General features: G+C 72.8%; 17 protein-coding genes. 10 read left to right on the top strand and 7 right to left on the bottom strand.

Going from position 1 to position 17,328, the window contains the following annotated elements; translation table 11 throughout:
* The first annotated feature begins 14 nt into the window (after positions 1 to 14).
* Together ACZ44S_RS15380 and ACZ44S_RS15375 are read left to right on the top strand one after the other, a co-directional pair.
* Positions 15 to 1,241: an acyl-CoA dehydrogenase family protein gene (locus ACZ44S_RS15380; protein ID WP_466928831.1), complete on the top strand. Its 1,227-nt coding sequence runs from the start codon at positions 15 to 17 to the stop codon at positions 1,239 to 1,241.
* A gap of 98 nt (positions 1,242 to 1,339) precedes the next feature.
* Complete coding sequence (locus tag ACZ44S_RS15375) at positions 1,340 to 1,996, top strand: thiaminase II/PqqC family protein (RefSeq protein ID WP_466928829.1); 657 nt, start codon at positions 1,340 to 1,342, stop codon at positions 1,994 to 1,996.
* 45 nt (positions 1,997 to 2,041) lie between these two features.
* Here the strand turns inward: ACZ44S_RS15375 and ACZ44S_RS15370 are convergent, their stop codons facing one another.
* The 5 genes from ACZ44S_RS15370 to ACZ44S_RS15350 form a co-directional block, all read right to left on the bottom strand.
* Entirely contained in the window at positions 2,042 to 2,278 is a 237-nt protein-coding gene (locus ACZ44S_RS15370) for a DUF6213 family protein (protein WP_004991175.1), read from the bottom strand.
* A 25-nt stretch (positions 2,279 to 2,303) separates the two neighbouring features.
* On the bottom strand, positions 2,304 to 3,689 hold the full coding sequence (locus ACZ44S_RS15365; RefSeq protein WP_466928826.1) for an NADP-dependent succinic semialdehyde dehydrogenase: 1,386 nt from the start codon (positions 3,687 to 3,689) through the stop codon (positions 2,304 to 2,306).
* Between the two features lie 77 nt (positions 3,690 to 3,766).
* Entirely contained in the window at positions 3,767 to 4,234 is a 468-nt protein-coding gene (locus tag ACZ44S_RS15360) for an NUDIX hydrolase (protein ID WP_466928824.1), read from the bottom strand.
* A complete protein-coding gene (locus tag ACZ44S_RS15355) occupies positions 4,231 to 5,769 on the bottom strand; it encodes an ATP-dependent DNA ligase (RefSeq protein ID WP_466928821.1) in 1,539 nt (512 codons plus the stop codon). The genes ACZ44S_RS15360 and ACZ44S_RS15355 overlap by 4 nt, the downstream gene beginning before the upstream one ends.
* Before the next feature lie 51 nt (positions 5,770 to 5,820).
* Positions 5,821 to 6,765 (bottom strand): NAD(P)/FAD-dependent oxidoreductase, encoded by a 945-nt coding sequence (locus ACZ44S_RS15350; protein WP_466928818.1) that lies wholly within the window; start codon positions 6,763 to 6,765, stop codon positions 5,821 to 5,823.
* Positions 6,766 to 6,842: 77 nt separating this feature from the next.
* Here ACZ44S_RS15350 and ACZ44S_RS15345 point away from each other — a divergent pair, with 77 nt between their 5' ends.
* The 6 genes from ACZ44S_RS15345 (at position 6,843) to ACZ44S_RS15320 (ending at position 12,118) form a co-directional block, all read left to right on the top strand.
* Positions 6,843 to 7,418, top strand: coding sequence for a helix-turn-helix domain-containing protein (locus ACZ44S_RS15345; RefSeq protein WP_466928816.1), 576 nt, complete (start codon positions 6,843 to 6,845; stop codon positions 7,416 to 7,418).
* A 117-nt stretch (positions 7,419 to 7,535) separates the two neighbouring features.
* Positions 7,536 to 8,513 carry an NADPH:quinone oxidoreductase family protein gene (locus ACZ44S_RS15340; protein WP_466928813.1) on the top strand — a complete coding sequence of 326 codons (978 nt, stop codon included), beginning with the start codon at positions 7,536 to 7,538 and terminating at the stop codon, positions 8,511 to 8,513.
* A complete protein-coding gene (locus ACZ44S_RS15335) occupies positions 8,510 to 9,691 on the top strand; it encodes an acyl-CoA dehydrogenase family protein (protein ID WP_466928810.1) in 1,182 nt (393 codons plus the stop codon). Before ACZ44S_RS15340 ends, ACZ44S_RS15335 begins: the two co-directional genes overlap by 4 nt.
* A complete protein-coding gene (locus ACZ44S_RS15330) occupies positions 9,688 to 10,773 on the top strand; it encodes an acyl-CoA dehydrogenase family protein (protein WP_466928808.1) in 1,086 nt (361 codons plus the stop codon). Before ACZ44S_RS15335 ends, ACZ44S_RS15330 begins: the two co-directional genes overlap by 4 nt.
* 184 nt (positions 10,774 to 10,957) lie before the next feature.
* Complete coding sequence (locus tag ACZ44S_RS15325; RefSeq protein WP_466928805.1) at positions 10,958 to 11,821, top strand: phosphatidylinositol-specific phospholipase C/glycerophosphodiester phosphodiesterase family protein; 864 nt, start codon at positions 10,958 to 10,960, stop codon at positions 11,819 to 11,821.
* A gap of 102 nt (positions 11,822 to 11,923) precedes the next feature.
* Positions 11,924 to 12,118, top strand: a complete 195-nt coding sequence (locus ACZ44S_RS15320) for a hypothetical protein (protein WP_125508696.1) — start codon at positions 11,924 to 11,926, stop codon at positions 12,116 to 12,118.
* A gap of 78 nt (positions 12,119 to 12,196) precedes the next feature.
* On the opposite strand, the gene ACZ44S_RS15315 is transcribed toward ACZ44S_RS15320, so the two are convergent.
* Complete coding sequence (locus ACZ44S_RS15315) at positions 12,197 to 13,405, bottom strand: ROK family protein (protein ID WP_466928803.1); 1,209 nt, start codon at positions 13,403 to 13,405, stop codon at positions 12,197 to 12,199.
* 167 nt (positions 13,406 to 13,572) lie between these two features.
* Entirely contained in the window at positions 13,573 to 15,018 is a 1,446-nt protein-coding gene (gene xylB, locus ACZ44S_RS15310) for a xylulokinase (RefSeq protein WP_466928801.1), read from the bottom strand.
* A 113-nt stretch (positions 15,019 to 15,131) separates the two neighbouring features.
* Between xylB and xylA the strand changes: the two genes are divergently transcribed.
* Positions 15,132 to 16,298, top strand: coding sequence for a xylose isomerase (xylA, locus tag ACZ44S_RS15305; protein ID WP_190163583.1), 1,167 nt, complete (start codon positions 15,132 to 15,134; stop codon positions 16,296 to 16,298).
* 534 nt (positions 16,299 to 16,832) lie between these two features.
* Positions 16,833 to 17,312: a hypothetical protein gene (locus tag ACZ44S_RS15300; protein WP_466928799.1), complete on the top strand. Its 480-nt coding sequence runs from the start codon at positions 16,833 to 16,835 to the stop codon at positions 17,310 to 17,312.
* Positions 17,313 to 17,328 lie beyond the last annotated feature (16 nt).

Below are 17,328 nucleotides of genomic sequence, written 5' to 3'. Positions count from 1 at the left end.
CCGCTGGAGGAGTCATGGCCGAGTTCACCATGGAGCTCAACGACGAACAGAAGGAGGTCCGCGACTGGCTGCACGGCTTCGCCGCCGATGTCATCCGGCCCGCGGCCGCCGAATGGGACGAGCGTGAGGAGACTCCCTGGCCGGTCATCCAGGAGGCCGCCAAGGTCGGCATCTACTCCCTGGACTTCTACGCCCAGCAGTACTTCGACGCAAGCGGCCTCGGTATTCCGATGGCCATGGAGGAGCTGTTCTGGGGCGACGCGGGCATCGCCCTGTCGATCGTCGGCACCGGCCTCGCCGCCGTGGGCGTCCTCGCCAACGGCACCGAGGAGCAGATCGGCACCTGGATCCCTCAGATGTACGGCGACGCCAACGATGTCAAGGTGGCCGCCTTCTGCTCCTCCGAACCCGACGCCGGCTCGGACGTGGCCTCGATGCGCACCCGCGCGGTGTACGACGAGGCCAAGGACGAGTGGGTCATCAACGGCACCAAGACCTGGGCGACCAACGGGGGCATCGCCAACGTCCACGTGGTGGTGGCGGTGGTCGACCCGGAGCTCGGCTCCAAGGGCCACGCCTCCTTCATCATCCCGCCGGGCACCCCCGGCTGTTCCCAGGGCCAGAAGTTCAAGAAGCACGGCATCCGCGCCTCGCACACCGCCGAGGTCATCCTGGACAACGTGCGCGTCCCCGGCTCCTGCCTGCTCGGCGGCAAGGAGAAGCTGGACGAGCGCCTCGCCCGCGCACGCGAGAAGGCGAAGCAGGGTGGTGAGCGCGTGAAGAACGCCGCCATGGCCACCTTCGAGGCGTCCCGCCCCGCTGTCGGCGCCATGGCCGTGGGCACCGCCCGCGCGGCGTACGAGGTCGCCCTGGAGTACGCCACCACCCGCGAGCAGTTCGGCCGCCCGATCATCGACAACCAGGGCGTCGCCTTCCAGCTCGCGGACATGCGCACCCAGATCGACGCAGCCCGTCTCCTCGTGTGGCGTGCCTCCTGGATGGCGATCAACGGCAAGCCCTTCACGGCGGCCGAGGGCTCGATGTCCAAGCTGTTCGCCAGCGAGACGGCCAAGAAGGTCACCGCGCAGGCGATACAGATCCTCGGCGGCAACGGCTACACGCGCGAGTACCCGGTCGAGCGGATGCACCGCGACGCCGCCATCTACACGATCTTCGAGGGAACGAGCGAGATCCAGCGCCTGGTGATCGCCCGCACCCTGTCGGGCATGCCGATCCGCTGACACGGCCCCTGGACGACCCGGCGGTGCGCGGCGCCGCCGGGTTACCCGCGCCCCGGTTCCGGGAAACGCTCGGGTGTGACCGAGCGACGGAGGACGCGATGACGGACACGGCCAGGGAACTGCTGGAGACGACCACCAGGGAATGCGCGCCGGTTCCCGGGTCCAACCCGCTGGTCCCGCTGATCGCCCGGGGCGAGGCGGACCGCGCCGTCCTGGCCGCCCTGGCGCTGGAACAGCGCTGGGTGATCCCGGCGGACCGCCGCGCCTTCCAGCACCTGGCGCAGCGGTCCGGCCCGCATGCGGCCGCGTACTTCACCGCCCTGGCCGAGGGCGAGTGCCTGGCGGCGGAACACCTGGAGACGTTCACGGCCGCGTGCGGCGTGGACGAGGCCGGGGCGGAGGCGTACGAACCCCTGCCGGGCTGCCAGTCGTACCCGGCGTACGTCGCCTGGCTGGCCCTGAACGCCGAACCGCCGGACGTGGTCCTGGCCCTGACGGCGAACTTCTCCGCCTGGGGCGGCTACTGCGCCACCATCGCCAAGGCCCTTCGCACCCACTACGGCTTCACGGAAGAAGCCTGCGCCTTCTTCGACTTCTTCGCGCGACCGGCTCCCGACCTGGACGACGCGGGTGTCAACGCGGTCCGGGCTGCGTCGGCCGAGGGCCGCCTCGACGAGAACCGCGCCCGCGTGTACGCCCGTCTGCTCCAGGCGTACGAGGCGAAGTTCTGGGCAACGCTCGGACAGCACACCTAGGGGCGCGGGGAACTGCGCGAAAAACCACGACGGACCCGCACCCGACTACGGCGCACCCCCACTGCTGTGGGCGATGCACGCGACGTCGATCCGGTCGGCAAGCTTCGCCAGCTCGATCGTCAGCGCAGCGACCGTGTCCTCGTCGAGCCCGTCCTCCCCCGCCTCGACAAGCCGAACCCACCGCCCGCCCACCGTACGCAGCAGCTTGCTGACGTCCGCGGCGGCAACCTGCAGGGTCCCGCGGTCGTCGACGATCAGCGGAAGAGTCACTTCGCGGTTCACAGTCGGGATCGTAGTCGGGCGGGCATCACGCACCCTGCCAAACCGTGGTGATGTTGCAGAACTCGCGGATTCCGTGCCCGGACAGCTCACGCCCGTACCCCGACCGCTTGATCCCTCCGAAGGGGAACGCAGGGTGGGACGCCGTCATCCCGTTCACGAACACACTGCCCGCCTCCAGGTCCCGGACGAACCGGTCGACCTCGGCCTCGTCGCGCGTCCAGACGTTGGAACTCAGTCCGAAGGAGGTGTCATTGGCGATCAGGACCGCCTCGTCGATGTCCGCCGCGCGATACAGCGTGGCGACCGGGCCGAAGGCCTCCTCCCGGTGGATGCGCATCTCCCGGCCGATGCCGGCCAGCACGGTCGGCGGATAGAACCAGCCCGGCCCTTCGGGGCGCTCGCCGCCGCACAGCACGGTGGCGCCGGCCCGTACGGCGTCGTCGACGAGTTCCTCCAGATCGTTGCGGCCCTGCTCGCTGGAGAGCGGGCCGACGTCCGTCTCCTCGTCCATGGGGTCGCCGACCTTCAGCGCCTTCATGCCGGCCGTGAAGCGCTCGGCAAAGGCGTCGTACACGTCCGTGTGCACGATGAACCGCTTCGCGGCGATGCAGGACTGCCCGGTGTTCTGCGTCCGCGCGGTCACCGCCACCTCGGCGGCCCGGTCCAGATCCGCGGAGGGCATGACCACGTACGGATCGCTGCCGCCCAGCTCCAGCACCGTCTTCTTGATCATCTCCCCGGCGGTGGAGGCGACCGCGCGGCCCGCGGGCTCGCTCCCGGTCAGGGTGGCCGCCTTCACCCGCTCGTCCCGCAGGATGTCGTCGACCGCGGCGGAGCCGATGAGTAGCGTCTGGAAGCAGCCCTCGGTGAAGCCCGCGCGGTGGAACAGATCCTCCAGATACAGGGCGGTCTGCGGCACGTTCGAAGCGTGCTTGAGCAGGCCCACGTTGCCCGCCATCAGCGCGGGCGCCGCGAACCGCACCACCTGCCACAGCGGGAAGTTCCACGGCATCACGGCGAGCACCGGACCCAGCGGCCGGTAGCGCACCAGGACCCGGGAGGCGCCGGAGTCCTTCACGTCGGAGGCGTCGGGTTCCTCGTCGGCGAGGAGTTCCGCCGCGTGATCGGCGTACCAGTGCATCGCCTTGGCGCACTTCGCGGCCTCCGCGCGCGCCTGCCTGACCGGCTTGCCCATCTCCGTGGTGATCACCCGGCCGATGGACTCCTGGTCCTCGTCGAGGATCTCGGCGGCCCGGTGCATCAGACGGGCACGCTCCTCGAAGGCCGTCGTCCGGTACGTCCGGAAGGTGGCCTCCGCGAGCTGGATCCGGTGCCCGATCTCCTCCTCGTCCATGGGGTGGTACGTCTTGACGGTCTCGCCGTTCGCCGGATTCACCGTGGCGATGTGCATCGCTGACCTCCCTGGGGACGGGCTGTGCCTTCTGACCTTCCCGCGCGGCGGTGGGCGGCGCAACGCGGGATGCCTCCTCAGGGCGAGTGCTCCGCCAGGCGGTCGAGAAACGCGGTCTGCGCGGAGACGATCACTTTCCGGGCCCGGTCCAGGGTGAACCACGCGACCCGGTCCAGCTCCGGGAACTCCTGGATCCGCCCCGACTTCGGCGGCCACTCCATCTCGAACGTGCCGGGCACCACCGTCGCCGGGTCGAGGTCGGCCCCGACCGCCCAAACCGTCACGGTCTTCCCGCCGGCCTGCCGGACCTCCCCGAGCGGGACGGCCTCACCGTCCGGCGGCGGCAACCCCAGCTCCTCCTCGAACTCGCGGCGCGCCGCCTCCCAGGCCGGCTCCCCGGGGTCGTACTCGCCCTTAGGTACGGTCCACGCCCCGGTCTCCCGCCGCCCGAAGAACGGGCCGCCCATATGACCGAGCAATACCTCGAGGCCCTGAGGGGTGTGCCGGAACAACAGCAGACCGGCGCTGCGCCGGGAGCGCTTCACGGCCGTACCCCGGGGTGCGCGGCGAGCAGGGCCTCCACGGTGTCCGCGTCCTCGGGGCGCTTGTCCTCGCGATAGCGGATCACACGGGCGAAGCGGAGGGTGACTCCGGCCGGGTAGCGGGTGGAACGCTGGAGGCCGTCGTAGGCGATCTCCACGACGAGCTCGGGGCGCACGGTCACGACGTGACCGCTCTCGTCGACCGCCAGCTCCCGCAGCCGCTCGGTCTGCCACGCCAGCATCGCGTCGGTCATGCCCTTGAAGGTCTTGCCGAGCATGGCGAAGCCGCCGTCGGCGGTACGCGCGCCCAGGTGCAGATTGGAGAGCTTGCCGGTGCGGCGGCCGTGGCCCCACTCGGCGGCCAGCACCACCAGGTCGAGCGTGTGCACGGGCTTGACCTTCAGCCAGGACGCGCCCCGTCGGCCCGCGCTGTAGGGAGCGTCCAGGCCCTTGGTCACGACGCCCTCGTGGCCGCGTTCGAGCGTCTCGGCCAGGAACTCCTCGGCCGCTTCCAGGTCCCCGGGGCCGGACACCACGGTGCGCCGCACCCGCATCGGTTCCGGGACGAGCCGGGCCAGTTCCGCGTGCCGCTCGGAGAACGGCAGGTCCAGCAGGTCGCGGCCGCCGATGGACAGCGCGTCGAAGAAGACGGGGGAGACGGGCACCTCCCGGGCGGCCGTGGCGACGTCCACCCGGGAGCCGACCCGTCCGGCGGTCTCCTGGAACGAGCGGGGGCGGCCGTCGTCGCCGAAGGAGATGACCTCCCCGTCCAGGATGAACCGCTCGCCCTCCAACTCCAGGACCGCCGCCGTCACTTCCGGCAGCCGGCCGGTGATGTCGTCCAGGGTGCGGGTGTGCACACGCACGGTGTCCCCGTCACGGTGGACCTGGACGCGGATGCCGTCGAGCTTCTCCTCGACGGCGCAGGCCCCCAGCTTCCCGACCGCCTCGGCCACCGAGGAGGCACTGTGCGCCAGCATCGGCAGCACCGGGCGCCCGACGGTGAGCCGGAACCGCTCCAACGCCCCGGGGCCGTCCGCGAGCAGCGCCTCGGCCACCGACTGGAGGGACCCGGCCAGCATCACCGCCCGCCGTACCTCGGCCGCCCCGGCCCCCGTCGCCCGCGCCAGCCCTTCCACCGCGACCGCGTCCAGGGCCCCCTGGCGGACCTCGCCGGTGAGCAGCCCGAACAGGAACCGCTGCTCGTCCTCGGTGGACGCGCCCAGCAGCTCACCCACCAGCCGGGCCCGCTCGGCCTGGGAGCCCGGCCCTGACACCTTGCCCAGCGCGGTGAGCAGGGCGTCGACCTCGCGCACGGTCAGGGACGGCTCGGCGGCGGGGGCGACCGGACGGCTCAGCACCTTCCAGCCGACGCCGATGCGCCCCTGCGGCAGCCGGCCCGCCAGATACGGGATGACGACCGGCACGTCGTCCGCCTCCGCCTCCCGGAACAGCTCGGCGAGCAGAGCGATCTTCCGGGACCGCGCCGAGGTGGCGGCGACCTCCTGGGACACACGGGCCAGCCGGGAGAGCAGCATGCAGCCATGGTGCTACGGAGGCGGACGCCCCACACCCCGGCCGTCCGGTGCCTATCCGTCGACCGCTGCGTCCAGACGGCTCATCAGCAGGTCCCCGACGATCGCGGCCGCCGCGCGGTAGCCGCCGCTCGCCGCGTGCACGACCTGCTCGGCGAAACCGATCGCGTTGCCCGCTGCCCAGACCCCGGGCACCGTGGTCAGGCCGGTCGGGTCGACGACCGGGTACGCGCCGAACGGTGTCTCGTTCATCTCGGCGCCCAGCCTCTCCAGCAGGCTGGTCTGCGGCAGCGGGCGGGGGCCGACGAAGAGCACCGAGCGTGCGTGCGTGGTGCCGTCGGCCAGCCGCACCCCGGCGAACCGGCCGTCCTCGACCACCAGCTCCGCCACCTCACCGGGCACCACGTCGACTCCGGCGGCGGCCAGCCGGCGCAGGTCCTGGTCGGTCAGGTCCTCCTCGGCGACCCGGTGCAGGAAGAAGGTGACGTCCTTCGACCACTGGGACACCATCAGCGCCTGGTGCACGCTCATCGCGCTCGACGCGAGCACCCCGAAGGGCTCGTCGCGCACCTCCCAGCCATGGCAGAACGGGCAGTGCAGCACGTCCTGCCCGAAGCGCTCGGCGACGCCGGGGACGTCCGGCAGTTCGTCCTTCAGCCCGGTGGCGACGATCAGCCGCCGGGCACGGACGACCCCTCCCGCCTCGAGCACGACGGTGAAGTCCTCGCCCCTGGTGACGTCCGTGACCCGGTCCCGGACCAGCTCGACGCCGTAGCGTGCGATCTCCTCCCGGCCCAGCGCGAGGAACTCGGCCGGGGACATTCCGTCCCGGGACAGGTATCCCTGCATGTGCGCCGAGGGCGCGTTGCGCGGCTCGCCCGCGTCGACCACCAGGGTGCGCTGCCGGGCCCGGCCCAGCACCAGCGCGGCGGACAGTCCCGCCGCCCCGCCGCCGACGACCACCACGTCGTGGATCTCGTTGCGGTCCGTCTTGTTCATCGTGACCACCTCCTGGGACGACGGTCGCTCAGCACTGCCGCATTGACAAACAACTTTGCCGATCCTGCAATAGCGGTATGACGACCGAAGACGTTCTCGCGGATGTGGGACCCCGGCTGCGGCGGATCAGGAAGGAGCGCGAGGTCACCCTCGCGGCGCTGTCGGAGGCGACCGGCATATCCGTCAGCACCCTCTCGCGGCTGGAGTCCGGGCTGCGCAAACCCAGTCTCGAACTGCTCCTGCCGATCGCGCAGGCCCACCAGGTGCCGCTGGACGAACTGGTCGGTGCCCCGCCGGTCGGGGATCCGCGCATCCGCGCGTCCGAGCCGATCCAGCGCTACGGCCGCACCCACTGGCCGCTCACCCGCCAGCCCGGCGGGCTCCAGGCGTACAAGGTGCTCGAACCGAAGCGGAGGCTCGAACCCGAACCGCGCACCCACGAGGGCTACGAGTGGCTGTACGTGATGTCCGGCAAACTGCGGCTGGTGCTCGGCGAGCACGACGTGGTGCTGGTCGCGGGGGAGGCGGCCGAGTTCGACACGCGCGTGCCGCACTGGTTCGGGTCGACGGGCGAAGGGCCCGTGGAGTTCCTCAGTCTGTTCGGTCCCCAGGGGGAGCGGATGCACGTGCGGGCACGTCCACGACGGGGCTGACACCGGCGATCGGCGGATGTGAGGGACGAGACTGTTCCCCGATGGGCAAGCGACCGCTTAGTATGCGGTGCATCCGGTCCGGCGAACATGTCGTTCACAGTCCCGTGGAGGCCCCGCATGCAGGCATGGCAAGTGCACGAGCTCGGCGAGCCGGGCGAGGTGATGCGCCTCGTGGAGGCGGAGCGGCCGGCTCCCGGTGCGGGACAGGTCCTGCTGAAGGTGCGCGCCGCCAACATCAATTTCCCGGACGCCCTGATGTGCCGGGGTCAGTACCAGGTCAGGCCGCCCCTGCCGTTCACCCCGGGTGTGGAGATCTGCGGCGAGACCGAGGACGGGCGCCGGGTGATCGCCAACCCCGCCCTGCCCCACGGCGGCTTCGCCGAGTACGCCGTCGCGGACGCCGCCGCCCTGCTGCCCGCCCCGGACGCGCTGGACGACGCCCAGGCCGCGGCTCTGCACATCGGGTACCAGACGGGCTGGTTCGCCCTGCACCGGCGGGCCCGCCTGGAGGCCGGCGAGACCCTGCTCGTCCACGCCGCCGCGGGTGGCGTCGGCAGCGCCGCCGTGCAGCTCGGCAAGGCGGCCGGCGCCACCGTCATCGGTGTGGTCGGCGGCGCCGCGAAGGCGGCCGTCGCCCGCGAACTGGGCTGCGACACGGTGATCGACCGGCGCGAACAGGACGTCGTCGCCGCGGTCAAGGAGGCCACCGGCGGACGGGGCGCGGACGTGGTGTTCGACCCGGTGGGCGGCGAGGCCTACACCCAGTCCGCCAAGACCGTCGCCTTCGAGGGTCGGATCGTCGTCGTCGGCTTCGCGAGCGGGTCCATCCCCAGCCCGGCCCTGAACCACGCCCTGGTCAAGAACTACGCGATCCTGGGCCTGCACTGGGGCCTGTACAACACCAGGAACCCCAAGCTGGTCCAGCACTGCCACGAGCAGCTCACCGGCCTCGCCGCCCAGGGCGCGATCAAGCCGCTGGTGAGCGAGCGCGTCCCGCTCGCGGGGGCCGCCGACGCCGTGCAGCGGGTCGCCGACGGTCTCACCACCGGGCGGGTCGCCGTACTGCCCTCGCTGGAGAACGGAGCCGCCGCATGACCGACGCCGCCGAACTGCGCCGCCGCGCCCAGGAGTTGCTGGCCGCCCACCCGCCCGCGGACACCGGCCGCCTCGACTTCCTGCGCGCCCGCTTCGACGCCGGCCTCGCCTGGGTGCACTTCCCCGAAGGGCTCGGCGGACTCGGCCTCCCGCGTTCCCTCCAGCCCGTCGTCGACGCCGAACTCCAGGCCGCCGGAGCCCCCGACAACGACCCGCGCCGCATCGGCATCGGCCTGGGCATGGCCGCGCCGACCATCCTCCAGTACGGCACCGAGGAGCAGAAGGCGCGCTTCCTGAAGCCCCTGTGGACCGGCGAGGAGGTCTGGTGCCAGCTCTTCAGTGAGCCCGGCGCCGGCTCCGACCTGGCCGCGCTCGGCACCCGCGCCGTCCGTGAAGGCGACGAGTGGGTGGTCAACGGGCAGAAGGTGTGGACGTCCAGCGCCCATCTCGCCCGCTGGGCCATCCTCATCGCCCGCACCGACCCCGACGTGCCCAAGCACCGCGGCATCACCTACTTCGTCTGCGACATGACCGACCCCGGTGTCGACGTGCGGCCCCTGCGCCAGATCACCGGCGAGGCCGAGTTCAACGAGGTCTTCCTCACCGGCGTGCGGATCCCCGACGCCCACCGTCTGGGCGGGACCGGTGAGGGCTGGCGGGTCGCGCAGACCACCCTCAACAACGAGCGCGTGGCCATCGGCGGCATGCGGCTGCCCCGCGAGGGCGGCATGATCGGCCCGGTCTCGAAGACCTGGCGCGAACGCCCCGAACTGCGCACCCACGATCTGCACCAGCGGCTGCTGAAGCTCTGGGTCGACGCCGAGGTCGCCCGGCTCACCGGCGAACGCCTGCGCCAGCAGCTCGTCGCCGGCCAGCCCGGCCCCGAGGGCGCCGGCATGAAACTCGCCTTCGCCCGCCTCAACCAGGAGATCAGCGGCCTGGAGGTGGAACTGCGCGGAGAGGAGGGCCTGCTGTACGACGACTGGACCATGCGCCGTCCCGAACTGGTCGACTTCACCGGGCGCGACGCCGGCTACCGCTACCTCCGCTCCAAGGGCAACAGCATCGAGGGCGGGACCAGTGAGGTCCTGCTCAACATCGTCGCCGAGCGCGTCCTGGGCCTCCCGGCCGAGCCGCGCACCGACAAGGACGTCGCATGGAAGGACCTGGCCCGATGAGCACACAGCCGGACCTGCTGTACTCCGAGGAGGAAGAGGCGCTGCGCGCCGCCGTCCGGGACCTGCTCACCGACCACTGCGACGCGGCTGACGTGATCGCCCGCTGCGAGTCGGACGCCCCGCACGACCTGTCCCTGTGGAAGGCGCTCGCCGAGGGCATGGGCCTCGCCGGCCTGCTGGTCCCCGAGGACAGGGACGGTCAGGGCGCCACCCACCGGGAAGCCGCGGTGGTGCTGGAGGAGCTGGGGCGCGCGGTCGCTCCGGTGCCGTATCTGACCAGCGCCGTGGTGGCCACCGAGGCGCTGCTGGCCTGCGAGGCGGCGGGCGAACTGCTCGCCGGCCTGGCGGCCGGGCGCCGGATCGGTGCCCTCGCCGTGGGGCTGCACCTGGCTCCCGGCGCCGCGTTCGCCACCGTACGGCTGGACAACGGCGCCCTGCACGGGGAGCTGACCGGCATCGCGGACGCCGCCGTCGCCGACGTACTGCTCGTGCCGGCGGACGACGGCGGGCTGTACGCCGTGGAGGCCGACAGCGTCATCGTCACCCCGCAGACGTCCCTGGACCTCACCCGGCCCCTCGCCCGGATCTCCCTCCACGGCGTCCCGGGACGCCGCCTCGGTGAAGCGGAACCCGCCGTACGCCGCGCCCTGCGGGCCGGCGCCGGACTGCTCGCCTCGGAGCAACTCGGCCTCGCGGACCGGTCGCTGACCGAGACCGTCCGCTACCTGAAGGACCGCAAGCAGTTCAACCGCCCCGTCGGCGGATTCCAGGCCCTCAAGCACCGGCTCGCCCAGCTGTGGCTGGATGTGGCCGGCCTCCGCGCGGCCGCGCGCAACGCCGCCGACGCCCTGGCCACCGGTGAGGACGCCGACATGGCCGTCGCCGTCGCCCAGGCCTACGCCGCGCCCGTCGCGGTCCGCGCCGCCGAGGAGGCACTGCAACTGCACGGCGGCATCGGTATGACGTGGGAACACCCCGTGCACCTGTGCCTCAAGCGGGCCAAGGCCGACTCGATCGCGCACGGCACGGCGGGCGCCCACCGCGAGACGCTCGCCGAACTGGTCGACCTGCGCGCACCCTGACCGGCTGGACCCGCCCCGCGCCGGAAGCCCGTCCCCCAGGGGGCGGGCTTCCTCGCGCGCCCCACCGGGGCGAGGTGAACACACGGCGGCGCGTCGGCCAACTCCCCGCACGGCACTGCTCCTTGACCGCAGCCGGACCTCATACTCACTGAGGTCACCTACGGCACTTCCAGGGAGGCAGAGCATGGCCCTCACCACCCGTCGCAGAGCCCTCACCACCCTCGGCGCCGCCCTCGCCGGTTCGGTCGCACTGCCCGCGACCCAGGCGCTGGCAGGCGAACAGAAGCACCGTCCGCGCCCGTTGTGGCGCGCCCACGCCCACAACGACTACGAACACCCCCGTCCCCTGCTCGACGCCCTGGACCACCGCTTCGGGAGCGTCGAGGCGGACATCTTCCTGGTGGGCGGCCAACTCCTGGTCGCCCACGACCCCGAGGACCTCGACCCCTCCCGCACCCTCGAATCCCTCTACCTCGATCCGCTCGCCGCGCGGGTCCGCGCGAACCGCGGTTCGGTGTACCTCGGGCACCGCAGAGCGCTCCAACTGCTGGTCGACATCAAGACCGAGGGCGCGTCCACCTATCTGGAACTCGACCGCCGTCTGCGCCGCTACCGGCACCTGTTCACCACCTGTGTGCACGGCAGGGTGATTCCCGGGCCGGTCACCGCCGTCATCTCCGGCGACCGCGCGGCTCGCGCGCCCATGGAGGCCCAACGGGTGCGCCGCGCCTTCTACGACGGCCGGCTCACCGACCTCGGCAGCCCCGCCCGGGCCTCGTTCGTCCCGCTGATCAGCGACAACTGGACGCTCAACTTCACCTGGCAGGGCGTCGGGCCCTTCCCCGACGCCGAACGCCGGAAACTGCGCGGCATCGTGCGCACCGCACACGCGCGCGGGCAGCGGGTGCGCTTCTGGGCCACACCGGACCTGCCGGGCCCCGCCCGTGACGCGCTGTGGGGCGAACTGGTCGCGGCGGACGTCGACCACCTCAACACCGACGACCTCGCGGGGCTCGAATCCTTCCTCGACGCCCACCGGAGGGCATGACACCACACGTTCGGAGGACAGCCGAGCAGCCCGGACGAACCCTCCGCTACGCCACACTTGCGGCCGAACGCCGCGAATCGGATGTGGCGGAGGAGGTTGACGATGGCCGTTTCCATCTCTGTGGTGCTGCTGCTCTCGGTACTGGCGGTGATCTTCCTGCGCAACAGCGGACTGAAGGTCTCCCACGCGCTGGTCTGTCTGCTGCTCGGCTTCTATCTGGCCAGCACGAGCATCGCGCCCACGATCCACAGCGGCCTCACGGCGACCGCCGACATCGTCGGCAGTCTCCGGCCGTGAGGCCACGCCGGTGACTCGGCGGTAGTCGCACCCACGAGGGCCGGCTCGGCGTGCCTGGAGGGTGTGCCGGACCGTGCGTCAGACCCGCTCGGCCACGGCCGCCGGATCGTCCAGCACCCCACGGACCACGGAGTGCGCCGCGCCCAGCAGCGGGCCCTCGGGGCCCAGCGCGGACACCGAGACGGGGCAGGCCGGTCCCGCGGTACGCCGGGCCAGTTCCGAGCGCAGGGAGGGCAGGAGCCAGGGAGCGAGCCCGGAGAGGGCACCGCCCAGCACCACGTTCTCCGGGTCCAGCAGGTTCACGGCGCCGGTCAGGGCGATTCCGAGCGCCGTTCCCGCGTCGTGCAGGGCGCGCCGTACCTCCGCGTCGCCCTGCTCGGCGCGGCCCGCGAGGAGACCGACGCGGTCCTCGCCCGGCTCCAGCCCGGCCGCGCGCAGCACCGCCTCCTCACCGGCGTACTGCTCCAGACAGCCGCGCCCGCCGCAGGCGCACGCCGGCCCGTCGGGCCACACCGGCACATGGCCCAGCTCGCCCGCGAAGCCGCGGTTGCCGTGCAGCAGCCGCCCGTCCACGACGACCGCGGCACCGATACCGATCTCGGCGGACACATGGAGGAAGTCGCGCGGGGTGCCCTCGCCGAGCCACAGCTCGGCCAGGGCGCCGAAGTTGGCTTCGTTGGCCACGGTGAGCGGCAGCTTCGCGGGCAGCAGGTCCGAGAGGTCCGTGTCGAGCCAGCCGAGGTTCGGGGCGCGTACGACGGTCCGGGCGTCGCGGGCCACCAGACCCGGTACGGCCACGGCGAGCCCCGCCGGCCACAGGCCCTCGCCCTCGGTCTCGGCGACGACCCGGTGTATCAGCTCGGTGAGGTCGCCGAGCACCGGCTCGGGGGAGCGGTCCCGGTTCGGGATGTGCCGTACCGCCCGCGCGCGGACCCGGCCGCGCAGGTCGACCGCGCAGACCGCGAGGTGGTCGACGCCCACCTCGGCGCCGATGCCCGCGGGACCGTGTCCGCTCACGGCCAGCGCCGAACCGGGACGGCCCACGCGTCCCGGCCGCTCGGGCCCCAGTTCCTCCAGCAGGCCCGAGCGGATCAGCTCGTCGACCAGCGTGGACACCGCCGCACGGGTCAGGCCGATGCGTGAGGCGACGGCGGCGCGGGACAGCGGCCCCTCGGCGCCGACGGTGTGCATCACCCGCGAGAGGTTGCGGCGACGCATGCCCTGCTGGGTGTCGGGCAGCGCGCGCCCCGGGCCGGCCGGGCGAGTCCTGTGCGGTGGTGCGCTCATTGCCTCCGTCATTCCTCGGTTCTCCGCCGTCGTCGGTTGCTGCCGGTCACCCCGGCGGCGGTCCGCGCCCACAGGGCGGCACCGCCGGTGCGCGCGGGCGGGACGGCCCGGCGCGGGCGTGCACACGGGCCGGCACGGACCGGCGGTACCGTGCCGGCCTGCCGCCGTCAGTCGGTGTCCGTGCCGCGTTCCAGCAGCGGGGCCGCGTCGGAGAGTACCCCGGCCAGCCGGGAGAGGGTCTCTTCGTCGCGTTCCACCGCGTCCAGCACCGGGCCCGCCGCCGTGTTCCAGCGCCGGGCGACCGCCGCCGGGTCCTCCCCGGTGAGGAGCCCGGCCGCCTGCGCCGCGGCACCGAGCGCGACGAGTTCCTTGGCCTCGGGCACCTGCACGGGCCGCCCCGACAGCCGCCGTACGGTCTGCTGCCAGGCCGTGCCCCGGGCGCCGCCGCCGATCAGGAGCAGGGGCTCCGACGCGTCGGCGTCCCCGTCGAGGACGAGGTCGAGGGCGGCGAGCAGGGAGCACACGGCGCCGTCGTAGGCGGCCTGAAGGAGTTGACCGCCGGTGGTGTCGTGGCGCAGCCCGTGCAGCAGGCCGGAGGAGTGGGGGAGGTTCGGGGTGCGCTCGCCGTCCAGGAACGGCAGCAGTGTGACACCGCGTCCGGGTTCGACGGCCTCGCGGTCCAGACCCAGCAGGGTCGCGACCCGGTCCACGGCGAGCGTGCAGTTGAGGGTGCAGGCCAGCGGCAGCCAGTCGCCGCGGGCGTCGGCGAAGCCCGCGACCGTGCCGGTCGGATCGGCCGGCCGGTGCCGCGACACGGCGTACACGGTGCCCGACGTGCCGAGGCTCATCACCGGCGTGCCGGGACGCACCCCGAGGCCCAGAGCGGCGGCGGCGTTGTCACCGGTGCCGCAGGCCACCAGGGTGCCCTTGGAGAACGGCAGGTCGTGGCTGTCGCGCACGGTTCCGGCCACCTCACCGGGCCGCACCACGCGGGGCAGCAGCGCCGGGTCGAGGCCCACGTGCGCCAGGATCTCCTCGTCGTACGCCTCCGTCCCGGAGGCCCACCATCCGGTGCCCGATGCGTCGCCGCGGTCGGTGGTGCCTTCGCCGGTGAGCCGCTCGGTGAGGTAGTCGTGGGGCAGCCGCACGGCCCGGGTGGCCCGCACCGCGTCCGGCTCGTGCTCCGCAAGCCAGGCCCACTTGGTCACCGTGAAGGAGGCGGCGGGCACGCTTCCGGTGCGTTCGGCCCAGAACTTCGCGCCGCCCAGCTCCTCGATCAGCCGACGGCTCTGCGGCGCGGAACGCACGTCGTTCCACAGCAGCGCCGGACGGACCGGCACACCGTCTCCGTCCAGCGTGACCAGGCCGTGCTGCTGTCCGCCGATCGACACCGCGGCGGCCTCGTGCGCCGCCTCGCCGCACTGGCGCAGGGCCTCGGTCAGGGCGTCCCACCACTGGCGCGGGTCGCTCTCGCGCCCGGCGCCCGAGGTCACCGTGTGCGGGGCCTGGCCGCTCGCGACGACCCTGCCGGTCGCCACGTCGACCACCAGTGCCTTGGTGGACTGGGTGGATGTGTCCACGCCGACGACGAGCGGACCCTCGGCTGCTGACATCGGTCTCTCCCTCTTCCGCACCCGGCGGGGTGTGTCTCTTCCCAGAAATGTTCCTGCATACTAATTTGTAAACCGCCATGACGAAATAGTCTCAGCGAGCGAGGAGCCGCGGCATGAACTACCAGCCCACCCCCGAGGACAAGTTCACGTTCGGACTGTGGACCGTCGGCTGGCAGGGACGGGACCCCTTCGGTGACGCCACGCGGCGCGCCCTCGACCCGGTCGAGTCCGTTCGGCGCCTCGCCGAGCTGGGCGCCCACGGCGTGACCTTCCACGACGACGACCTCATCCCCTTCGGCTCGAGCGACAGCGAGCGCGAGGAGCACATCAAGCGGTTCCGGCAGGCGCTGGACGACACCGGCATGAAGGTGCCGATGGCCACCACCAACCTGTTCACCCACCCGGTGTTCAAGGACGGCGGCTTCACCGCCAACGACCGCGACGTGCGCCGCTACGCGCTGCGCAAGACCATGCGCAACATCGACCTCGCGGCCGAGCTCGGCGCACAGACCTACGTCGCCTGGGGCGGCCGTGAGGGCGCCGAGTCCGGCGCCGCCAAGGACGTCCGCGTGGCCCTGGACCGGATGAAGGAGGCCTTCGACCTGCTCGGCGAGTACGTCACCGCGCAGGGCTACGACATCCGCTTCGCCATCGAGCCCAAGCCGAACGAGCCGCGCGGCGACATCCTGCTGCCCACCATCGGCCACGCCCTGGCGTTCATCGAGCGCCTGGAGCGCCCGGAGCTGTACGGCGTCAACCCGGAGGTCGGGCACGAGCAGATGGCCGGGCTCAACTTCCCGCACGGCATCGCCCAGGCGCTGTGGGCGGGCAAGCTGTTCCACATCGACCTCAACGGCCAGTCCGGCATCAAGTACGACCAGGACCTCCGCTTCGGCGCCGGCGACCTGCGCGCGGCGTTCTGGCTGGTGGACCTGCTGGAGTCGGCCGGGTACGAGGGCCCGCGGCACTTCGACTTCAAGCCGCCGCGGACCGAGGACTTCGACGGCGTATGGGCCTCGGCGGCCGGCTGCATGCGCAACTACCTGATCCTCAAGGAGCGCGCGGCGGCCTTCCGCGCGGACCCGGAGGTGCAGGAGGCGCTGCGCGCGGCCCGGCTGGACCAGCTGGCCCAGCCCACGGCGGCCGACGGCCTCCAGGCTCTGCTCGACGACCGGTCCGCCTTCGAGGACTTCGACCCCGACGCCGCCGCCGCGCGGGGCATGGCCTTCGAGCGCCTCGACCAGCTGGCGATGGACCACCTGCTGGGCGCCCGGGGCTGACACCCCTCACCGCGCGGGGCGCGGCCGTTCCGACGGTGTCGGGAGGCGGTCGCGCCCCGTGCGTGTGCGCGAGGCGATGGCCTCGTGTGCGGGCGGGGCTGCCACTTCGTCCGCACGGGGAAGCGGGCGACCGAGACCGGGGTGAAGGGCGCGAGTGCCGAGGGCGGCGCGGGTCCTGCGGGTGCACGTCTCGTGCAGGCGAACGTGCCGGTGTACGCGTCGCGCACGGCGAACGTACGGCGCACGCTCGTGCATGGCGAACGTGCCGACATACGCCCGTGCACGGCGAACGTGCGGGCGCACGGCTACGGAGAGTGGGTCCGGACGCTCCCGCCCGGACGCTCCCGCCCCCCGGACGCTCCCGCCCGCCCGGACGCTCCCGGCGTGTCTGCCCGAGTCCTCGCACGCCCGCTCTGTACGCCGTGTGCCCCCGCGCGCAGTGCGCGTCGGCCGGTGCGCGCGTGCCCTGACCGCCCGCCGACTTCCGCGCGTCGACCTCGCGCGGGTGCCGTCTCCGAGGCGACGATGGTGCCCATGGCCACGCCACCCGTACCGCCTCAGCAGCCGCCCGGCCCGCCGGACGACACGCCGCCCCCGGGCGGCGGCTTCGGACCGCCCTCCTACGGGAGCGCGTCGCCCCCGCCCGGAGACCACGGTGGCGGTCCGGTCCGGGGCCCCGCCGGCCGCAGACTGCTGCTGGTGGTGCTCGCCGTGGTCGTGGCCGTGGTGGCCGTCGCCCTCATCGTGTTCATGGCCTCGGGGGACGACGACCCGCCGGACGGTGAGCCCGCCGAAACCGGAACGGAGACCGGGGGTTTCCCCACCGAGCTGCCTTCCGGCATCCCCAGCGGGCTGCTGCCCTCCGGCTTCCCGACCGAGCTGCCTTCCGACTTCCCCACCGAGCTGCCCTCGGGCTTCCCCACCGAGCTGCCGAGCGGACTGCCCACCAGCCTTCCCAGCGGCCTCGAATCGCTTCTTCCGTCACTGGGGGAGGTCGAGCTCCAGCAGTCCTGACGCCGGACGGCGGGCG

The sequence above is a fragment of the Streptomyces malachitofuscus genome (assembly GCF_055571035.1).
The sequence above is the reverse complement of the archived record's forward strand: the minus strand, read 5'-3'. Positions and strand labels throughout refer to the sequence as shown.